We start from the raw sequence: 18,031 nt of genomic DNA, 5'->3' as shown, positions 1-18,031 counted from the left end.
CCGGACATGGAGTAACCGAGACCGACACCGGATTGAGTCACGCCGAGACCGACACCGGACATGGTTTCACCGAGACCTGATGCCCACTTACCGACACCAGAGGGGAAAATATAGGAACTGATGCCATGTTGGAAACTGGAAACATGGTGCATGGAACCAAATAGGGAACCTGCAATGCGTTGGGCTTCTGCTTCTTTGGCGATATTGAAGAGGTCGTCGTAAATGCGATCGCCATAAGATAAGCCAGGGGGTGATAGTTGGGCAAAAGTTTGACCTTTGAGTTCATCACCCCAAGATACTGTAATGAATTGGTCATCAATCCACTCAGAGGGATAAATGGGGGGAATCCGAACCGCCTGGGAACGGGCCATAGCTAACCAGCGACCATCAGCGCAACGGTAGCCAATTTCGATCACATAATCGCGATCGCTTACAGGAATTGGTAAATACCATTCCCGCGCCATTTCATCGCAAGGGTATTCCTGAACGCTGTGGGGACTCTGATTGCTGAGATTTATACCTGTTACGTCATAAATCCGTAAAGCCAGTTGTTGCCCACCTAATCGCCGGAATTGTTCTTTTTGTTGACTGGAGATATCCCAGTAAGCATAAGCCCATTCCGGGTCTCTTGCCATCATAACTACGCGACTTTCACTATATCCGCTGCCAAGTTCCACTAGATTTTCATCAACTGAGGACAGGAAATCATCTGTTTGTTCTTCCTGGCCTAATGKAAACTTTGCTACTTCCACTTCTGCTTTTGCCTCCAAAGTACGGGATTGACTAGGGGATGAAAATCTTTGACGTTCAATATCTTGAATGGCAGCTAAAAGCTGGGCTTTACGCATTCGGCTATAGCGAGAAATACTGTACTCGCTGGCGACTTTGCGTAATTGTCGCAATGTCATTTCTTCCAAGGGGGGTCTTTCTTTGGCCATAGGTTGGTGATCTCCATGTGTTCAGACAGCAGGCTGTTGGCTCTGTAGATTTTCTTTGGGATCGTGGGGATCGCTCTCGTTAATCAACATATTGCAGAAAATATCCAGAGGGGTCAAGGGGTAATCCCAAAAATTATAAGTAAATATACTGTTTTATAAGGTTTTTGGGATCATTGTGTCATAGTTTCATGATATATCATGGAATTGGGGATCGTCTGCATCCAAAAAAAAATCCCCGGCGTGGGCCTGGGGTTGTAGGTAGATTCGTGAAGTACCCCACCCTGCCGCCCTAGAGGATGGGGCTTCCTGATTCAACGGGAACTGCATCTAACAAAACCGATGTTTTGCCAGGTTGTCTTACACTCCCGACCCAGGCAGTATCGCTGGTTCCCAACGACAATATCCGCAAGGCTTCATTTCTGATATTTTGTGCCGCATTGACATCTCGCTCATGGCAAGTCCCACAATGTTGACATTGCCATTGACGAATATCTAACGACAAACTATCTACTCGGTTGAGGCAAACGTGACAGGTTTTAGAGGATGCAAAGAAACGGTCAACCTCAATATAAGTTTTTCCTTCCCAAGTAGGGGTCGAGAGAGATGTCGCCATCTCCCCCTCCCATACAGAACCGTACTTGAGACTTTCACCTCATACGGCTCCTAATTTGACCGTCTCCTTGTTAAGAGTACAGCATCATCTCTTCATCAAGAGCTGTTTTATTGTCGTGACAATGGCGATGTAATAATTGAATATTCTTGTATTCATCCTTTCCGCCATGGCTTCTAGGTACAATGTGGTCTACTTCAATTAAATCTGATGGGGTAAAGAATTGCCCACACCAGGTACATCTACCTTTTTGCTTTTTGAGTAGTTTTGCTACCCTGTTTGGCGTATCGATTGCTTGTCCTCTCCTGGTTGCCCAGTAGGTCCAATTTCCGTCGTATGGTGTTGCGTCAGGGCGTATTAAGGTATGTCTGACAATTGGAGTCCAGTTGTGATTGAATAGATGTAACCCATCTTCGGTTTGGAACATCCACTTCTTATGTCTTTCTTTCCCATTGCTAAGTTTGATTGTTCCATGTCTGAAATAATTTCTTAGCTTTTCGTGACTTGCCTTTCCGCATCTTGATACTGTCCATGCCCGTAACATTTGCCAGATTGCATCATCTAATTTAGTGAAGGTCTCTGTTGAGACTACCGCTGAATAATAGTTTGACCATCCCCGAATAATTGGATTTAGTCTACTTATCAGGGCTGATTGAGGTGCTGTTTTGTATTGTTTTATTACACCTTTTATCGCTTCTGTGTGGGCAACTGCTTTTTGACTAGGTTTTATGTGGGTTTTATGTCCGATTAATTGGCTTGCTCTCCCACCTGTTTTCCCAGATTTGTACTTTCCTGTTGGATATTGCCTGATATTGAATCCTAGAAAGTCGAACCCTGGRTTCTCTGTCTTRCCGYCATACTCWATAGTTTTGAGTGTATGACAGATTCGAGTCTTTTCAGGTTTTATTTCTAGTCCTACAGGTTTTAGCCATTCAGAAATAGCAGTCTTGCACTGTTCAATGGTTCCTAGGTCTTTGGATATGACCACAAAATCATCGGCATATCTTATAAGGTTTACCTGAGTGGTTGTGCCTTTATTTGGATACATTCCTTTAACTAGCCTTTCTATTCCCAACAGTGCGATGTTGGCGAGTATTGGACTTATTACCCCTCCTTGAGGTGTCCCTGCTTCTGTATCCTCAAATACACCGTTATCTAGCACACCAGCTTTAAGCCATTGTTTCAGGTCTCTTTTTAGGCTGCTTGGACAATGAATTTTGGACAGTAGGTAGTCATGGTTTATTCGGTCGAAGCATTTCGCTATATCTGCATCAAGAACATAGTATTGTCCTTGTTTTATGGCAGTATATATTCTGCTTATTGCGTCATGGGCAGACCGTCCAGGACGGAACCCGTAGCTTGTGCTTTCAAACCTCGATTCCCATTCAGGTTCGAGGGCCGACTTAACCAAGGCTTGCCTTGCTCTGTCTTGGATTGTGGGTATGCCTAGTGGGCGTTTTTCATCCTTCCCAGGTTTTGGAATCCACACCCTCCGCAGTGGTTTTGCTTCGAGGTTTCCCTTAATGTTCTTAACAAGCTCAAACCTTTGTCGTGGAGAGATTGCTCTTACTCTATCAACTCCGGCTGTTTTCTTGCCTTGACCCGCTTGGGGGGCGGGTTTATTAAGCTGACTGTTGGGAAGCATGGCTGACCGTGGAACCCGCCCCTACAGGCGCACTGCTAAAAGCCTGGCATAATATGATTTCACCAGTAGACGTTGCAACCTTCGTGCCTTTGCGTCTTGTCCCGATTTAGCCGCTTGAAATATCCTCTTTTGGAGCTTAAAGACGTATCTCTGGACCTTGGCCCAGTTAATACTTCTCCATACAAACGCACGTCTTTGTAAGTTTTGGTTTCCCAAATTCCTTACTTTCTCTCGATTTCGTCATATTGACTCCTACTAGACTCTATTCTTACAATCAAACCGTGACCTGTTAGCATATCCCTGCCGTTACAGTAGGGCGTTGGCTTTTGGTCACATCTCACATCCTCTAGGACTTGCGGTTACACTTATCCCTACTGATATCTCGACCAGATAATCAGAGTCCAGGAGGACTTAAAACGTTCCGTTTATATGGGCATTCCATCTTTAGATTTGTCCTCTCCACCGGGGTACTTTTAAAGGTCTGTGTAGGTGTTTGCAATAAATACCCTACTTTTTCCCTTACTCTTTTGAGCGCAGCGTATCAACCTGTTTCGCTGCTAAATATTTACGATGGTTCAAGCCGGACATTCGGTTTCCCTAATCATGGATGGTTGGCAGTGGTCGCGTCTGGTAGTAGGTTCTACTTCACGCCTTCCGTTCCCCGCTTCAATCCTGGAGTTGTGATTTCCAAAACTGGGGGTGGCTATCGCCGTTACTCTCTCCGCAATTATTAAGGAATCGTTAAGATTTCCGATTTTGCGTTTTGACCTTGAGTTCCCTGCCTTGTTTTGTATATTTCTATACCAAACTTTGGGACATATAAACAGTTGTGGGATGGTCAGGGTACGAGTTCCTTATATTTCACCAAGGGGTGAAAGTCCCACTAGGAAGTTATTTCAGGCATTGCAGCCTTATTTGATTCCTAAACGTCTCGCACATCTTCTCAAGTATAGCTGTTTTGATTCGGTTTATGGGGTGGTGAGTCTGCTTTCTGGTATGTTTAAGGATATGGTAGCTATAGCCGCCTGCATAGAAGAGGTTGACTAATAGGATTAGAGTTTGACCTAGGGGCGATCGCACTTGGGAAAATACTGTATAGCTTGCCCATAATACTAACAGCAATTCTATCAGGGACACTAGGGAGCCATAATGTCGGGTATCCCAGTAAGAAATAGGACTGATAAAACGGTAGTTACTGAAGGGGAAAAAATGGCGATGGGCATCATCGTTATGGACTGGCAAATCTAATAAGTTATGCCCAATTAGACTTAGGCAAAAAACTTGAGGTATATAACCTCCGACTTTAAAGGCGATCGCCAATCCTAAAATCCCCAGCGGTATAGAATGGAAAATGGCAACAATTTTGCTTATAGCTGGTGAGTGATAAGCCTCCGACCAGATTTGAGATTCTGGCATTTTGGCGATAAATTTTGCACAACCGTAGAATATAAAGATGGGAATATCTGGTAAAATACCTCCTAAAAAAATGAATAAATTAGCATCGGGGTGGCTGGAATTTGCCAATAAAGCCAGATTTATAATTCCGTGACTGGGGGTATTCATAACCAAAATTAATTTGAGGTAATCAGAGTCAGGCGACCATTTTGAACATAATCAAAAATGCGATTAATTTGATGGCGTTCTAAATCAGTAATCTGAGTATCGGACAATATGAGTGACATTAATCCCAGATATTGCACATAGGTCAGTTTCCCGGAAGTTAAGATTTGATTAATTAGTTGAGTAGGGGTTGTGGTTGAGTTTTGCTGATTATTCCAAGGCATAGTTTGGGCTGATTTACGGTTTCATTAGGAATGGATAATCATCTAGTATGGCATGATCAATCCTACCCTAGGGGCGGGTTATCCTGTCAATCATTAATTCCCGCGATGTTTGTGGGTAAGGTTGGGGGAGGAAATAAGTATAATTAACTATTGATCTTGGGTATGAGGTATCAAACCCATAATTGAGAATGAAGTTTGAGTTTTGTAAAGTTATGTTAAGGTGTGTTGCAATACGTCACAAGTCTGAACAGAAACCTCCCCCTAGGCTGAAAGTTCGTGTTAGGATTTTGGCTTAGTAACTGACGAGATAAATTTTTGGGAGAAGACCTTTGACTCTACGGGTTGCTGTTGTCGGATCTGGTCCTGCGGGTTCATCCGCAGCCGAAACGCTAGTAAAAGCTGGAATTGAAACCTATTTATTCGAGCGCAAACTGGATAACGCCAAACCCTGTGGTGGTGCTATTCCTCTGTGTATGGTAAGTGAATTCGACCTGCCACCCGAAATCATTGATCGGCGGGTTAGAAAAATGAAAATGATTTCCCCCTCTAACCGTGAGGTGGATATCAATTTAGAAAATGAAAACGAATATATCGGAATGTGTCGTCGGGAGGTCCTCGACGGTTTCATGCGTGACCGTGCCGCGTCCTTGGGTGCTAACCTAATCAACGGTACTGTTCACAAGTTAGAAATCCCCGCCAGCAGTGGCGAACCTTACACGATCCACTACAATGACCATTCTAGTGGTGATGCGGTAGGAACTGCCAAAACCCTGAAAGTAGATCTCGTCATTGGTGCTGATGGGGCTAACTCCCGTGTAGCGAAGGCTATTGACGCTGGGGATTATAATTATGCGATCGCCTTCCAAGAGCGGATTCGCATCCCGGCTGATAAAATGGCTTATTACGAAGATCGGGCGGAAATGTATGTAGGGAATGATGTTTCCCCGGACTTTTACGCCTGGGTGTTCCCGAAATATGATCACGTGGCGGTGGGAACCGGAACCATGAAGGTTAACCAAGCGATGATCAAAAAGCTGCAAGCCGGAATCCGCGCCCGTGCAGCCCATCGGATTGAAGGTGGTAAAATCATTAAAGTAGAAGCTCACCCGATTCCAGAACATCCCCGTCCCCGTCGGGTTGTGGGTAGGGTAGCCCTAGTGGGAGATGCAGCCGGAACGGTAACTAAGTCTTCTGGTGAAGGTATCTATTTTGCGGCTAAGTCTGGTCGTATGTGTGCTGAAACGATTGTGGAAACTTCCAACGCGGGTCAGCGTATCCCCACTGAAGATGATTTGAAACTGTATCTGAAACGCTGGGATAAACAGTATGGCATGACCTACTTAGTGCTGGATGTCCTGCAACGGGTATTCTACCGTTCTGATGCAAGTCGGGAAGCATTTGTAGAAATGTGTTCTGATCTCGATGTACAACGGATGACGTTTGACAGCTATCTGTATAAGACAGTTGTTCCGGCTAACCCGTTAGTACAAATGAAGATCACAGCCAAAACTCTGGGTAGTCTGCTACGGGGTCACGCCCTAGCGCCCTAGTTTAACCTGAAAGTTAGCGCCCCGCTCTCAAGAGACGGGGCTCTCTTTTAGTTAAATAACTGACCGCCTATGGTGTTGTAAGGGCGGGTTATAAAGATTCTGGACTTATATCAAAGGCGATCGCAGAACCGGCCCCTACAAGGGCGGGTTATAAGGATTCTGGAGTTATATAAAGGCGATCGCAGAACCCGCCCCTACATATTACATATCTGACCGCCTATGGTGTTGTAAGGGCGGGTTATAAAGATTCTGGAGTTATATCAAAGGCGATCGCAGAACCCGCCCCTACAAGGTTATTGGTGAAAAATCAATGAAATCTAACAGGTGATGAGCTAATTGTAATTTAGTGCATCCGCTGATCTTCTGTTTTTTGCCGTGGCGATCGAGTAAGATGGCTTGGTTGGTGTCGCTACCAAAACCCGCCCCAGGTTGGTCAATGGGGTTAGCAACGATCGCATCTAAGTTTTTGCGCTGCAATTTTTCCCAAGCCGGGGCTAAAATATCTCCTGTTTGCGCCGCAAAGCCAACTAACTGCTGGTCGGGGCGTTTTTTTTGTGCCAATTGAGCGACAATATCGGGTACAGTTTCTAAGTCTAGTTGTTGAGGAAGCGATCGCTTAGGTAACTTTTCCGGGTGATAAGCGGTAGGTCGGACATCAGCCACCGCCGCCGCCATAATGGTCAGGTTGGCGGCGGGAAATAATGATAACATTGCGTCAGACATTTGCTGGGCGGTAGTAACACTAACTAACGTCACCTCTGATAGAGTCTCCACCATCTCCACATTCATGGGACCATATACCATTGTCACCCGTGCGCCTCGGTGGACTGCGGCTTGAGCGATCGCTATTCCCATTTTACCAGTAGCGGGATTACCAATAAACCGCACCGGGTCGAAATGTTCGCGAGTTCCCCCGGCGGAAATTAGCACCTGTTTATTAGCGAGATCTCGATCGCCTTGGGTATGCAGTAGGGAATAAATATGAGCTAATATTTGTTGAGGTTCTGCCATACGTCCGGCTGCTAAAACCTCAACTGATTGGCTGTCGGTATTATTGGGGATATCGCAGGCGAGAATACCAGGAATGGGAGTAATGCTGTGAAAGCGACTATCTGTTAAAAGCAGTTGCCAATTTCGCGCCACCGCTGGCTGTTTCCACATTTCCCGGTTCATAGCTGGAAGCAATAAAATCGGACAGGTGGAAGCCAAAACCGTATTAGTGAGCAAGTTATCCGCCATTCCGGTGGCTAGTTTACTGAGGGTATTGGCGGTTAGGGGTGCAATGACGAAAATATCAGCCCATTGTGCTAACTGAATATGAAGGGGGCGACCGTGGGTAGGCTGCCAAAAGTCGCGATCGGTATAACTGCGATCGCGCGATAAGGTAGCTAAAGTTAGGGGGGTAATAAATTGTTGAGCCGAGTCGGTGACGATAGTACGGACTTCAGCCCCCGATTTTGCCAAAGTGGAAACCACCTCACAAATTTTGTAGGCGGCTATTCCACCAGTTACCCCAATTAAAATACGTCGCCGGTCGGACATAAAAGCTAATGGCTGTGTTAGTGATATTTAGTACGCGCAGAAACCGGGTTTCTAACTAACCGATTTTCCTAGAAACCCGGTTCCTATAATACTGCCACCCTGGCGCGTATTGTGGTTTTGGCGTATGCTATAATTTTTTAGGCTTCGTCATAGGCTTCTAAATCCAATAAGTGAATATAAGGTTCAACCAATTCTGGACGCTGGAAAGCGATCGCTCTGAGTAAATGCCAATCCTGCAATCCCTCAAATGCGTTGCTGTAATTATCCACTTCCAAGCGGGAAGCTAACTGAGCCACATCATCTGCTGTCAATGCGGAAATCTTGGGTGAAGATTGAGTCAACATTTCCATCTTGCAATACCTCCAGTTCAGTTGCATTTCCCGTGAGCCTTGGGGTTAAGTATGTCCCCCCTCTTTTATCTTAAAGGGTTAATGGTTATTAGGCAGGGTTTTGATCACAAAACTTTGTATTAACCCCAAAATATCGGGACAAATCTCGTGACCCATGTTGTACTCATGATATTCCACCGTTGCCCCTAATTTCTGGAAACTGTCCCGCGCCTGGTGAGCAGCTCCGAGGGGGACGACCATATCTTGTTTACCATGAGCCATTAAAATCGGCGGTAGAGGGGTCTGTTGGGGTTCTGGTTTAAAGTGTAAGTAGCCACTGAGTACAATCAGACCTGCAAAACCCATTGTCCGTCCGACATCAAAAGTCATGGCTCCCCCCTGGGAAAAACCCCCTAAAATCGTGCGTTGTGGCGGTATTCCAGTGGTTTTGGCGATCGCGTGTAACCAATCAATTAGTTTTTCCCGGCTTTCCTCAATTCCATCATATTCCTGAGTTTCTAAAGCGTACCAAGCGCGACCCCCCGGAACTTGTGGGTGAGGAAAGGGAGCTTCTGGGAACTCAAACCAATAATCGGGTAATTTCAACATGGGAGCCAAAAAGGTCAGATCCTCACAATTCGCACCCCAACCATGCAGGAATATGATTAAACCTTCGGGATTTTCCGGGTTTTCTGGTTTGACTGTATATGAGTGTAACGACATATTTGATTCTGACCTGTTGGTTTACTTATCGATATCCTACATTACTTATAAAAAACACTCAAGCCATTGGGATATTTATCAGTTCAATAATATCTGATATATCTAGGTATTTTCATAAATAGCTGGGCGGGATCTATAGTCTACATAAATTGACAATTCACCCATAATGTGCTAGTTTAACAAGCAGTCCTAAATTACTGATAAACATAGTGGCAGTTTAAGCAGATAATGCCAAAACATGGCATTGGTTGCTCAGTTGCTAATCATTGATTATTTCTACGATCATGATAATTATACACCTATCTTAGTTGTAAATATGTCGAATCCAAAAGTTATTACCACCGCAAAAGTTGAGTCTGCAGAAAATCAGATTAGGGAAAATCAAAAGCGGATTGACTACAATACCCTTGAATATCCGATTGAGGTTTTAGTGGATAAGTATTTAACTGGAATTGATGAAAACACCAACGAAATATTTATACCTGACTACCAAAGAGAAATGGCTTGGGATGAGGCGCATCAGTCAAAATTTATTGAATCGGTTTTTCTCGGTCTTCCAATTCCCTATATTTTCATTGCTGATGTTTCCCAAGAAGAAGATGATCAAAATGACTCACGGTTAGAAATTATAGATGGAACCCAGAGAATACGAACCTTAGCTAGATTTATAAATAATGAACTCCAATTGTGTGAACTCAAAAAGTTAACGGAATTAAACTGGTTTCATTTTCAAGATTTGTCGAAATCTCGTCAGCGACGATTTCTTAGAAATACTATTCGATTAATTAAATTAACTGAAGATGCTGATGAAGAAGTCCGCCGAGATTTGTTTGAACGGATTAACTCAGGAAGCATTGAGCTTAACCAAATGGAGAAACGAAGAGGAAGTCAGCCAGGATTATTTTTAGATTTGATAGAACAGTTATCAAAGGAACCAAAATTTATCAGCTTATGTGCTTTTTCAGAAACAGCTATCAAACAACGTGATCCTCAAGAGTATGTTTTGAGGTTCTTTGCTTTTTTAGAAAAATATCAATCTTTTTCGGGAAATATTCATGATTTTTTAGATAACTACTTAAAAGATAAAAATGAACAATTAAAGAAACATAACAACCCACAATCAGAATTAGAGCATCTGCGCCATGAATTTATGTCAATGCTATCGGTAATAGAAACATACTTTCCTGATGGTTTGCGAACAGGTAAACATAAAATTAGACCTATAACTCGCATCAAATTTGAGTCTATATGTGTAGGCGTGGCTTTGGCTTTGCGTGAGCAAAAAGATTTAGTGCCCAGGTCTACAGACTTTTTAGAATCACCAGATTTTAATAAATTGACTAGCAGTGATGCTAGTAGTTCTGGTAATAAGGTTATCGGTCGAATTGATTATGTTCGTAACCAGGTGTTGGGTTAATCTATGGATAGTACATTATGGGAATATTTTAATAAACAGTCTGTAGAAGTTAGTCAATACTTTATGTTTCTTAAACGACTGGAACAAAAAACAATGATAATAGATAATTATCAACTTTATGTTGGTGATATAAATGCGGGTCAAATAATTGATAAAAATGACCAGATTTATTTCAATACTGATATCGAAAAAACTCTGAAAGCTAATGGTTTTTTATGGCTATATAATTTGGTGGAGGGGACTATGAGGAGGGCGATTGAATATATATTTGATTACCTGGATAGTCATCAAGTTGATTTTGATGTTTTGAGACGAGAACTGAAAATAGTGGTATTAAAGAATATCAAAAAGCGATCGCCTGAAAAAATTATAGATAAAATTGATAAAATATCTCTGGATATTATCATTGAAACTTGGGATAATGATGATATTTTTTCAGGAAATATAGACGCTAAAAAAATCAAAGATGTAGCCAAAACTTATGGTTTTTCTAGTAAAACATCTCCTCAAAGAACCCAAAATGGTGAGCATTTGTTATTAATAAAAAATCATAGAAATGATTTGGCACATGGTTTAAAATCCTTTAATGATATTGGTAAAGATACCACAGCCATAGAACTTTTTAAAATCAAAAATAGAGTGATAATTTATCTACGAGAAATTATCATAAATATCGAAACTTATTTAGCCAATCAAGAGTATTTAAGAAACCCCGTAAATTCACCCTAGGGTAAAATATGCTGCTATACTGTGTAAGATTTGACATCAGAGGAAGGGAATATGCTTTCTGATATCATTACGCAAAATCGCTTAGATCTGGGTCTGGGGACTTCTGGTAACGATGTGATCATTATGTCAGAACTACCACCAGAACAACTTACTCGTTTTAGCTCTTCTCCTCTGACGGAGGCGATCGCTCTTTTTAAATCAGAACCTACTTGGTGCTAATGTGACTTTATTTGATGTGGGTGGTTTATTTGAGGATGCGATCGCCAATCCTGAACAATTTGGATTAACTAACGTCACCGACAGTAGTATATCATTTGTATCAGGAACCATTGTCGATAATCCAGAGCAGTATTTATTCTGGGATATCCTACACCCCACCACCACCACCCATCAAATTATCGCCAGTGATGTCTATGAGCAACTGCTAATAGATTATCAGTAGATTGCCAAAAAACTAGAGTCCGGTGGGTTATATTTGAAGGTAAGAGGGGAAATATTATAGCTAATACTGTGATATCCTCCTCACCCCAAATTAGTGATAATAGCCCTAATTTTCAGTGTGTTTAAAGGTGTTTAAAACGGATAGCGCATAATCGCCGCCAAACTACCGCCACCTGGTATATCATCCCGGCGCACACCCAAAACTCGCGCCCCTGTCAGTAGCGCACGCCCGGCAATTTCATCAATAATGTTGTAGCTCATGGCACAGGGACCTTCAGCAAAACTAATAACGCCGTCATCGTCAATAGTACCTGGTTTAGCGTCATCTATATCAACCAATAACTTGTGTACTGCGCCATAGGTAGCAGCGCGCGCCGCCTGGGAGATATCGGTAGTAGTACGATTTTCATTAGTCCGCTGGTTGAATAAGGCCTGTATATCGGCAAGTTCTTGACGGAACAACTCATCGAGAATTTCCCGCGCCGCCGTTGCTAATTCGGCATCACTCATGGCTTCAGGATTGGTAGTAATGGCGCTGTTTGCTAGGTGAGGATAGGATTGCACCTGGCGATATATTGACAATAACGGTTCGGTAGCGGCGATAATTAGGGGAGTTTCGCGACCTCCTAGCAGGTCACGCAGTGCTTGATCTATTTTCCTGGCGTACTGGGTCAGACGGACTTTCATGCCTTCGGAACCTTGAATGCGACCACTGGGGGAACGGTCTTTGATGGAAGTTTTCCCGGCGGCGCTGGCGGCGGACTCTGGTAAACTGTCCACTTTCACCTCAAAGGCGGGCATATCTGCGGAAACTTCAACTACCCGAACGCTATTTTGAGCTAGGGCGAGGACAAAGGCTGATTGTGGGACGGTGACAGCCCGCAACAGGCGCTTGAGATAAAAGCGATCGCTTACTTCGACAATGGGTTCTAAACGGTTAGGTAGACGGAAGGTACGCAGATATTCGGGTGTGGCAAAGATAGCCAAGCTATTAGCCTGATATTTCCAGAATTCATCATCATCAATGAGGTCTAATAACATCTCCTCGATCGCTGCTACTTCCCCCTTATTGTGTTCGGCTAGTTGGTTTGTGGCTTCGGTCACTAGGTTTTTTAGGGCAATGCGATCGCCTTGGTTCTCAATGGTGATCGGTGTGGTAGGTAGATAAATGCTAACTCTGGCGGAACCGCGACTGTGCAGCAAAGCCTCAATATCCGCCTGAGTGGGAATGTCAATATGGAGCATAGGTATCAGTTTATAGGTTGATTTGATTCTGTTACCATATCAGTAATTATCACATTATGGGCTTCAATATAGTTATTCAGTTCAAATTAACTACCGCCATATTCGAGAAAATATAGCCTTTTCCACCTCACCCCATCTCCCCCTAATTAGGACAAAGCTACTATTTATGTCTTGAGGAAGACATGATTGGACTCCGCCTTCAAAATCGGTCTCCGTTTAATTAACAATTAATTAATCAGTCATGTGTTTTTGCCCCTCAACTGTGGCAATTAGAGATAATTGGTGCTGGAAAATTTACCAACTCCACTGAACAAGAGATATTTAGGCAGCCAGGTGTCTGAGGAATAGTTTTTGATAGACCATCTTCTCGGTTAGGGATAATTGGGGACTTTTTTGGCAAATGTCGAGAGTAAGTGCTGAAGTGGGGCCGAAATGTGAAACAATCAAATCAAGGCGATCGCAGTCCTTAGCAACCACGATCGCCCATGAAGTTGACATATCTAAACTGGAATACTCATGACTGTTGCTCAAGCCGTCTTCCCCATTGACTTGGGAGCCTACCAATACCTGAAACTTGACCCAGCCCATAGCACCCTAACCGACGAACAACGAAAGGCCCTGAAAGCTAATATTGAACTGGTCAGAGATGCGATCGTCTTCTTCACCGCCACCGGCGCAGCGCGCGGAGTTGGCGGACACACAGGGGGACCTTACGACACCGCCCCAGAAGTAATGATCCTTGATGCCTTATTTCGCGGTTCTCCCGACAAATTCGTGCCTATCTTCTTTGACGAAGCCGGACACCGGGTGGCTACCCAATATTTAATGTCCGTACTCGAAGGATCTATGCCCGCCGAACAACTCCTTAGCTATCGCGCCGCTCATTCCCAACTACCCGGACACCCAGAATTAGGACTGACCCCCGGCGTAAAATTTAGCTCTGGTCGTCTCGGTCATATGTGGCCTTACGTCAACGGCGTGGCTATGGCTAACCCCAACAAAACCGTTTTCTGTCTGGGTTCCGATGGTTCTCAACAGGAAGGAAATGATGCCGAAGCTGCTCGTTTGGCTGTCTCCCAACAGCTTAACGTTAAACTGATTATTGATGATAACGATGTCACCATCGCCGGACACCCTTCTGATTATATCCCTGGCTATACCGTCGCCCAAACTCTCATCGGTCATGGTCTGAAAGTCCTAGAGGGAGATGGAGAAGATATTGATAGCCTCTATGGTCTGATCTGCCAAGCTATTAATACAGATGGTCCGGTGGCGCTGATTAACCATCGGAAAATGTGTGTGGGAATTGAAGGACTCGAAGGTTCCCCCCACGGTCATGATGTGATTTCCGTAAAGGCGGCGATCGCTTATTTGGAAGCCAAAGGTCGCACCGAAGCCGTTAAATATCTCCAAGGTATCCAAGCACCTAAACAAAACTACACCTTCATCGGTTCTAGTGACGATCTCGGTTCCAACCGTAACGTCTTTGGGGATGCCGTCGTTTCCGTTCTCGCTACCATGACAGATAGCGATCGTCAAGAAAAAGTCGTTTGTGTCGATAGCGACCTAGAAGGGTCCTGTGGTCTACAAAAAATCCGCACCGCCTACCCAGAAATCTTTATCAAAGGCGGTATTATGGAGCGCGGTAACTTCTCCGCCGCCGCCGGCTTTGGTATGGAAAAAGGCAAACAGGGGATTTTCGGCACCTTTAGCGCTTTCCTAGAAATGTGCATTTCTGAAATTACCATGGCGCGCCTGAATTACTCCAACGTCCTCTGTCACTTCTCCCATAGCGGCATTGACGACATGGCTGATAATACCTGCCATTTCGGAATTAATAATATGTTCGCCGACAACGGTTTAGATGACGGCTACGAAACTCGTTTGTATTTCCCCGCTGACGCTAACCAGATGAAAGCCTGTGTCGAAGCCGTATTTTTTGACCCCGGACTGCGGTTTATCTTCTCTACCCGTTCCAAAGTTCCCTATATTCTCAACAGTGACGGAAATAATTTCTTTGGCGACAGCTATAAATTCATCCCTGGTAAAGATGAGGTAATTCGCGAGGGTACTGCTGGCTATATTGTCAGCTTTGGCGATAGTTTGTACCGTTCCTTAGATGCTGTCGAACGCCTCAAACAAGAAGGTATTGATGTAGGGTTAATTAATAAATCTACCCTAAATGTCGTTGATGAAGATATGTTAGCCAAAATCGGAAAGGCTCCCTTTGTCATGGTCGTCGAAGCCTTTAACCGTCGCACTGGACTCGGTAGCCGTTTCGGTTCCTGGTTACTAGAACGTGGCTATACTCCCAAATATGCCTATCTTGCTACTCACAAGGAAGGTTGTGGCGGTCTGTGGGAACAGTTCCCTCATCAGGGTATTGACCCCAACGGTATTATGGCTAAGGTTAAGGAATTAGTCGGTTAGTCACCAAACAACCTGTTTGCTGATTAATAGATCACAAAATATAGGGCGGGTTAATCAAGTTGATCAACCCGCCTTGGTTTAGAGTTTATGCAGCATCAAATCTGAACCTAACTATCGCTGCAATTCTATGCTTTATTCGCTTTTTTGCGAAGGTTGGAAGCGACAAAGCCAGCACCAATAGCGCCTAGACCGAAAATCATACCTGGTTCTGGTACAGCAGCACCAACCACTTTCCAGTCTGGTCCATTATAAAATGCTCGCAGGGCATCATCGCCAGGACCACCCGACTCAGACCATGCAGCACTTACACGAATACCACCAATAGACCTTACTGAGGGGTCAAGTCCTAAGTCAGCCAAGGATACTCCCCAAGAACCGACATCTTGAACATTACGTCCGATTTCCATTGTATTAATTCTAAACCCGGCATTATCCCAGCGGTCTTTTGTAATAGTAAAGGTATTACCCAAACTGTTGCCTCGTCCGTCGATCGCTTGAACTGTTACAGCACTGTTCATGCCACGTTCCCACAAAAACAGGTTATCAACCCGACGATCAAACCAAACATTGATCGCGAAACTGCCGCGGTCTTCTCCATCGATAATGCTGTTCAGGTTATTATTTCCCAAAGATGTCACAATGTCTTCATTGGTGGGGTCTTCCTGGGATGTTCCTACGGTTGCTAGAGGCCCCATATCAGAACTAGCAGCACCTGTGTTACCACCAGTATAGGGGTCGTTATAAACGATGTCAGCGCGATCGACAAAGGCAAAATTACTGAAAATATTGCCATTAACCTCAACAGAATTCAGCCAGACATCCCCTCTCGGAGCATCTCTCCCTGTTAAGGCGTACTCAAAGTTGGTATCGAAGGAAAAGGCTTGAGCGGAACCTGCGAATCCTAGACCACCGGCTAGTAAACCTAAAAATACTGATAGACTTAGTTTGGTGTTCATAATTTTTACCTCTGGTGTGATAATTTGACTAACTTGGATAAATTTTCTGGACTTCGTACTTTCGTACTATTCATGTTGTAGCATCATTTCCCTGGTGTGTCTAATGTAAAACACCTTTTTTACCAAAGATTTATTAATGTATGGCTTTTGTAAAGGTAGCTTTTTATATTTGTGACCATTGTCTTGAATGTATGTGTCACAAATCACAACCTGCTGTGATCAGACCAGTAGGAAAATATTTAAGCTGAAAATATTGCCAACAGAGTGCTAATTGACGCTCAAGGTCTAGTAATGTCAATTTTAATTTGTCCGCTAAAGTCAGGAATGGGGGGAGCGAGTTTAATTAACTGGATCTGAACCCGCTCAACCTGGGACTGTTCCAGAATGGCTTGAGCGATCGCCTCTGCTAGTCTCTCGACCAGAGCAAATTTAGCCGTTTTGACAATATGCTCAACTGTAGCAATAGTTCCCCGATAGTCTACCGTATCTGCGATCGTATCACTATGTCCGGCAACGCACAAGTCAAACCACAAGCGCACATTAACTTCAAACCACTGACCTAATACCCTTTCCTCCTGGAGATATCCCGTATAACCATAACTGCGGATACCTTTAATTTCAATTGAGTCCATATTTTTAGCTAACCTTTTTGTGATTGTGATCTTAATTTTCACCCAAAGCGCCACCTATGGTAGAAATATAGGCCCATGACCCAGGAAATTTTAGCGTTGAGGTTCCTGGTATTTGGCGATCAGACTCCCTCCCGGCTACAGGGGATTGATTGCTAAGAGATGAAATTGTCGTTGGGTTGATCAATATTTGCGGAATATATGTTATAGTGAATTTGGTCTTAGGGCATGTAGCTCAGTGGATAGAGCATCAGATTCCGGTTCTGAGGGTCGGGGGTTCAAATCCCTCCATGCTCGTTTTTTCTATTGCCTTATCCTGACGGCGATAGCGGGAATTTACTTAACCCGATAGTCGTACCGTCACACTCAAAATGCACTCCATTCAGTCTTAGCACACGGGACAATTGGTGCATATCCCTTAGCAACAAATCTTAATTATTGGCGGGTTAATCAATAAGCACAACTTAATCAATATGTCAAATATCCATACCTCCCCTCAACCAAACACCGATAGGGTAGTTCCCTTGTGATAGCAGTCAATGGCAAGCCTATCGGTTCGTTCGTCACCATTGACTGCTATCACATCGGTCACTTCCCCAATAGTACTTGTTCCGGTTATGGGGGGAGGGTATGATTCAAAGTCAACACGATAGCCGTAGGTAGCCGTAGAGGGGAACCTTCTAAGTAATCAATGTACAAAGATATAAGACCGCCTTTCCGTGGACTATACCTATAGGTAAACCTATGAGCGATCGCCTATCCGGTTATCTATGGGTCTGATTCATAATCTCCGGTGAGGGGAAACTATGGGCTATCATCTACCGACTCTAACCCGATACCCCTAAACAACTTTTCAACTGGTGACAATTACCGAGATGGGAATCGATACCCACATAATCCTCAGCAAGTCTCCAATCTTTGATGGTAATCATCCCGTGCGGAAACCGATACCAACATAATCAGTTCACCCCCAAAATCTTAGTCGTAGGTTGTAGGTAAAGCTATCTGTTAGGGGTCAAGTAGTTATGGGTAATATCTGGACATGATAGGGTGAGCATTCGTA

Annotated in this window: 16 protein-coding genes, 1 tRNA gene and 2 pseudogenes; 7 read left to right on the top strand and 12 right to left on the bottom strand. The window is 44.0% G+C overall.

The window, feature by feature from the left end; genetic code table 11:
• From B9T16_RS14900 to B9T16_RS14880, 5 genes and pseudogenes are all read right to left on the bottom strand, one after another.
• Nucleotides 1-938 (bottom strand): DUF4912 domain-containing protein (locus B9T16_RS14900; protein WP_410245126.1); only part of this gene is annotated, 938 nt, incomplete at its 3' end.
• Nucleotides 939-1,227: 289 nt separating this feature from the next.
• A pseudogene (locus B9T16_RS14895) lies at nt 1,228-1,524 on the bottom strand (zinc ribbon domain-containing protein); the annotation flags it as partial.
• A gap of 97 nt (nt 1,525-1,621) precedes the next feature.
• A pseudogene (gene ltrA, locus B9T16_RS14890) lies at nt 1,622-3,437 on the bottom strand (group II intron reverse transcriptase/maturase).
• A 647-nt stretch (nt 3,438-4,084) separates the two neighbouring features.
• On the bottom strand, nt 4,085-4,756 hold the full coding sequence (locus tag B9T16_RS14885; RefSeq protein WP_410245125.1) for a hypothetical protein: 672 nt from the start codon (nt 4,754-4,756) through the stop codon (nt 4,085-4,087).
• An 8-nt stretch (nt 4,757-4,764) separates the two neighbouring features.
• Entirely contained in the window at nt 4,765-4,977 is a 213-nt protein-coding gene (locus tag B9T16_RS14880; RefSeq protein ID WP_006616672.1) for a hypothetical protein, read from the bottom strand.
• 329 nt (nt 4,978-5,306) lie between these two features.
• On the opposite strand from B9T16_RS14880, the gene chlP reads away from it, so the two are divergent.
• Nucleotides 5,307-6,527: a geranylgeranyl reductase gene (chlP, locus tag B9T16_RS14875; protein WP_006616671.1), complete on the top strand. Its 1,221-nt coding sequence runs from the start codon at nt 5,307-5,309 to the stop codon at nt 6,525-6,527.
• A 285-nt stretch (nt 6,528-6,812) separates the two neighbouring features.
• Here chlP and coaBC read toward each other — a convergent pair whose 3' ends face one another.
• From coaBC to B9T16_RS14860, 3 genes are all read right to left on the bottom strand, one after another.
• Entirely contained in the window at nt 6,813-8,069 is a 1,257-nt protein-coding gene (gene coaBC, locus B9T16_RS14870; protein WP_410245124.1) for a bifunctional phosphopantothenoylcysteine decarboxylase/phosphopantothenate--cysteine ligase CoaBC, read from the bottom strand.
• 137 nt (nt 8,070-8,206) lie between these two features.
• A complete protein-coding gene (locus tag B9T16_RS14865; RefSeq protein ID WP_006617626.1) occupies nt 8,207-8,419 on the bottom strand; it encodes a DUF2555 domain-containing protein in 213 nt (70 codons plus the stop codon).
• A 78-nt stretch (nt 8,420-8,497) separates the two neighbouring features.
• A complete protein-coding gene (locus B9T16_RS14860; protein WP_410245123.1) occupies nt 8,498-9,121 on the bottom strand; it encodes an alpha/beta hydrolase in 624 nt (207 codons plus the stop codon).
• 238 nt (nt 9,122-9,359) lie between these two features.
• Here B9T16_RS14860 and B9T16_RS14855 point away from each other — a divergent pair, with 238 nt between their 5' ends.
• From B9T16_RS14855 to B9T16_RS14840, 4 genes are read left to right on the top strand one after another with little or no spacing between them, the layout of a single operon-like run.
• Nucleotides 9,360-10,538 carry a DUF262 domain-containing protein gene (locus tag B9T16_RS14855; protein WP_410245122.1) on the top strand — a complete coding sequence of 393 codons (1,179 nt, stop codon included), beginning with the start codon at nt 9,360-9,362 and terminating at the stop codon, nt 10,536-10,538.
• Between the two features lie 3 nt (nt 10,539-10,541).
• Nucleotides 10,542-11,267, top strand: coding sequence for an MAE_28990/MAE_18760 family HEPN-like nuclease (locus B9T16_RS14850; protein ID WP_410245121.1), 726 nt, complete (start codon nt 10,542-10,544; stop codon nt 11,265-11,267).
• A gap of 51 nt (nt 11,268-11,318) precedes the next feature.
• The gene (locus tag B9T16_RS14845) at nt 11,319-11,486 is read left to right on the top strand and encodes a hypothetical protein (protein WP_317269899.1); all 168 of its coding nucleotides are present in this window, start codon (nt 11,319-11,321) and stop codon (nt 11,484-11,486) included.
• Between the two features lies 1 nt (nt 11,487).
• The gene (locus B9T16_RS14840; RefSeq protein WP_410245120.1) at nt 11,488-11,709 is read left to right on the top strand and encodes a hypothetical protein; all 222 of its coding nucleotides are present in this window, start codon (nt 11,488-11,490) and stop codon (nt 11,707-11,709) included.
• A gap of 131 nt (nt 11,710-11,840) precedes the next feature.
• On the opposite strand, the gene B9T16_RS14835 is transcribed toward B9T16_RS14840, so the two are convergent.
• On the bottom strand, nt 11,841-12,953 hold the full coding sequence (locus B9T16_RS14835) for a hypothetical protein (protein ID WP_006617630.1): 1,113 nt from the start codon (nt 12,951-12,953) through the stop codon (nt 11,841-11,843).
• A 321-nt stretch (nt 12,954-13,274) separates the two neighbouring features.
• Complete coding sequence (locus tag B9T16_RS14830) at nt 13,275-13,451, bottom strand: hypothetical protein (RefSeq protein WP_014275341.1); 177 nt, start codon at nt 13,449-13,451, stop codon at nt 13,275-13,277.
• Nucleotides 13,452-13,469: 18 nt separating this feature from the next.
• Here B9T16_RS14830 and B9T16_RS14825 point away from each other — a divergent pair, with 18 nt between their 5' ends.
• Nucleotides 13,470-15,383 carry a transketolase C-terminal domain-containing protein gene (locus tag B9T16_RS14825; protein WP_006617631.1) on the top strand — a complete coding sequence of 638 codons (1,914 nt, stop codon included), beginning with the start codon at nt 13,470-13,472 and terminating at the stop codon, nt 15,381-15,383.
• Between the two features lie 125 nt (nt 15,384-15,508).
• Here B9T16_RS14825 and B9T16_RS14820 read toward each other — a convergent pair whose 3' ends face one another.
• Both B9T16_RS14820 and folB read right to left on the bottom strand, forming a co-directional pair.
• A complete protein-coding gene (locus B9T16_RS14820; RefSeq protein WP_410245119.1) occupies nt 15,509-16,339 on the bottom strand; it encodes an exosortase-dependent surface protein XDP2 in 831 nt (276 codons plus the stop codon).
• Nucleotides 16,340-16,617: 278 nt separating this feature from the next.
• On the bottom strand, nt 16,618-16,971 hold the full coding sequence (folB, locus tag B9T16_RS14815; protein WP_014275339.1) for a dihydroneopterin aldolase: 354 nt from the start codon (nt 16,969-16,971) through the stop codon (nt 16,618-16,620).
• A gap of 221 nt (nt 16,972-17,192) precedes the next feature.
• Between folB and B9T16_RS14810 the strand changes: the two genes are divergently transcribed.
• Nucleotides 17,193-17,265: transfer RNA gene (locus B9T16_RS14810), tRNA-Arg, on the top strand.
• Nucleotides 17,266-18,031: the final 766 nt, after the last annotated feature.

The organism is Arthrospira sp. PCC 8006 (assembly GCF_046480465.1).
Classification (GTDB): domain Bacteria; phylum Cyanobacteriota; class Cyanobacteriia; order Cyanobacteriales; family Microcoleaceae; genus Limnospira; species Limnospira platensis.
This window is presented reverse-complemented; position numbering and strand designations above follow the sequence as displayed.